Source organism: Pseudomonas sp. (assembly GCF_049645325.1).
Lineage (GTDB): Bacteria > Pseudomonadota > Gammaproteobacteria > Pseudomonadales > Pseudomonadaceae > Aquipseudomonas.
Map to the genome: position 1 here is coordinate 1 of NZ_JBARTQ010000213.1, position 2,334 is coordinate 2,334.

At 58.7% G+C, this 2,334-nt stretch carries 2 protein-coding genes; both read right to left on the bottom strand.

The window, feature by feature from the left end; genetic code table 11:
• Positions 1 to 517: 517 nt before the first annotated feature.
• On the bottom strand, positions 518 to 1,711 hold the full coding sequence (locus tag WBB95_RS09200; RefSeq protein ID WP_424487302.1) for an IS91 family transposase: 1,194 nt from the start codon (positions 1,709 to 1,711) through the stop codon (positions 518 to 520).
• On the bottom strand, positions 1,704 to 2,334 hold a 631-nt coding region (locus WBB95_RS09205; protein WP_424487303.1), incomplete at its 5' end, for a tyrosine-type recombinase/integrase. The genes WBB95_RS09200 and WBB95_RS09205, both read right to left, overlap by 8 nt.

Here is a 2,334-nt window from a genome sequence, read left to right on the forward strand (position 1 = left end):
GTACCGCAATAATGCTGTCACGGCATTCAAGATTCAGTTCAACCTTTTCGACAGGGATACTGTCCAGTCGCAGCTGTGGCGAGTAGGCTTTTCGCATCTTTGGCTCCTCGAAGATTGGGCGTCACAATTTCGTTTTGCATGTGTTTTCAACAAACAATACGAATCTTCAACTCAACTTCGTGGAGCCTTTTTGCGTTTCCACCAAAGTTTTACAAACTTTCCAGCTTAAGAGTCAGACACTAGATAAGACTTTTCTCATCGCGGAGCCGATGTGAAAAGTCGGTTGGACGAAGTGCTGCGTCGCGGGAGTGTGAGCGTGAAGCCCGAGTGGGAGCAACGGCGGGCCGGAGTTGCTGGTGATGTGAGCCGGAGCGGGAATTGTGGGCAACCAGCGCGCAGCATCCCAGAAGCCGCGTCTTGGATGGTCGTCAAAACGCAGGTTCAGACGGCCACCAGTTGTGCGCGCGGCACGAGGTGGCAACTGAAGTGAGGGGTTGGGGCGGATTGAGTTAACCGCCTACGGTATTCCGAAACGTGGCAGTTCATTCAGCAGCGTGATGCGAGAACTGTTGCAATGGGGACAGCAAGGGGTGCGGTCGTCATCCTGGGGATCTTTTCGGTCTTCGTCCTCGCCCGGTTGACTCAACACGTTCAGCAGGTCTGCGATGGTGAGTGGCACGATCTCGTTTAGCGGGTTCTGGAGAATCAACAGCAGCCAGGCTCGACTCGACAGGTCGCGCTTGGAAGAGTGCCACAGTCCGTAGTACCGACAGCGGTGGAAACCTCGCGGCAGGACGTGCTGCAAGAACCGCCGCAGGAACTCAACACCGGGCAACCGCTCGGTCTGCCAGGTATCACTATTGCGGTCCTTCCAGCGGAAGGTCACGTGGGTCTGGTCCATGCCGAGAATCCGGGCATTGCTGATCGCCGTGCGAAAGACGTACCGCGAGAGATAGTTCAGCACGGCGTCGTTGCCGCGGCCATAATACTTGCAGAACGAGACCCACTCGCGTCGCCAGGCGTTGGCGGGGATGGTGGCCCACAGTTCCGGATTCTCCTTTCGCAGGGCATCACGGAACTTGGCGGCAATCTTTCGCGAAAGCACCTGCACCGGCACGAGGAACTTTCCTCGGGCTGGTTCCCAATGCTGACCGTCGCTGGAGATGCCACCACCCGTAATCAGCATGTGGACGTGCGGGTGATACTGCAACTGGCCGTTCCAGGAATGGAAGATGGACAGGATCCCCGGCAACGCTCCCAGATGACGCCGGACAGCACAAAGCTCTTGCACGGCCTCGGCGGCTACACGCATCAGCAGCCCGTACATCAACTTCTGATGGCGCTGAAACACGCCACGCAGCTCGGACGGTACGGTCGCCACGGCGTGAAAGTAGTCACACGGTAACAGTTCGGCTTGACGTTTGGCGAGCCACTGCTCAGTCTGCCGGGCATGGCACTTGGGGCAGGCTCGATTGCGGCAGCAGTGATACATCCAGAAGGACTCGCTGCAGTCGTCACATTGGTACAACCGCCCACCAAGTTGTTTGGTGCAGCAGGCTTCAATGTCCGCCAGGGCTCTGTTGTGCGAAGGTAACATAGTACATTGCGACCGATACTCCGCGCCGAAGCGACGCACCACGTCGGCCAATTCGACGTTCGGTGTGGCATGCTGCTGGTCCGTGTTCACCAGGCAAACAGTCGGATTAACCATGGTGGGGCCTCCTTCCCTCGAAGAGGCCCGCGGTGGCTTGCTGCAGCAGTCGCCGCAGATCCTCACGTAACGGTTCGCTCAAATGCGTATAGATTTCGGTGGAGCGGATGCTGGCATGTCCCAGCAGAATCTGGATGATGCGAATGTCCACGCCGCGCTCCAGCAGGTGTGTGGCGAAGCTGTGCCGCAGCGAGTGCGGCCGGAAGCGATGATCAAAGCCGCACTCGCTTCTGGCTTGGATGAACGCATTGCGTGCCGAGGAGTAGGACAGCGGGGTGACGATGCGCTGACTGGGGAATAACCAGTGCCGGCTGCGATGGGTCTTCCAGACCGCGCGCAGCATCTGGAGCATCGAATCGGTCAGGGGTAGAGCGCGCTCCTTGTTGCCTTTCCCGATCACGTGCAGTAGCGACTGCCCAGCGTCCACTGCCGTGATCGGCAGGGTGATCGCTTCGCCGATCCGCAATCCGTAGGCGTAAACGAGCGTGAAGCAGCCGCGATAAACGGGCTTGCGCAGCGCGCTGATCAAGCGGCGACAGTCGTCATCGGAGCGGATGTCGGGCAGACGGATATGGCGTGGCTTGCGCACTTTTTTTTCGTGAACAACGGCCACTGGTAGCCCA

Excerpts from the sequence above, each read along its gene's own strand:
- WBB95_RS09200 (WP_424487302.1), bottom strand. The coding sequence starts at position 1,711 with ATGGTTAATCCGACTGTTTGCCTGGTGAACACGGACCAGCAGCATGCC.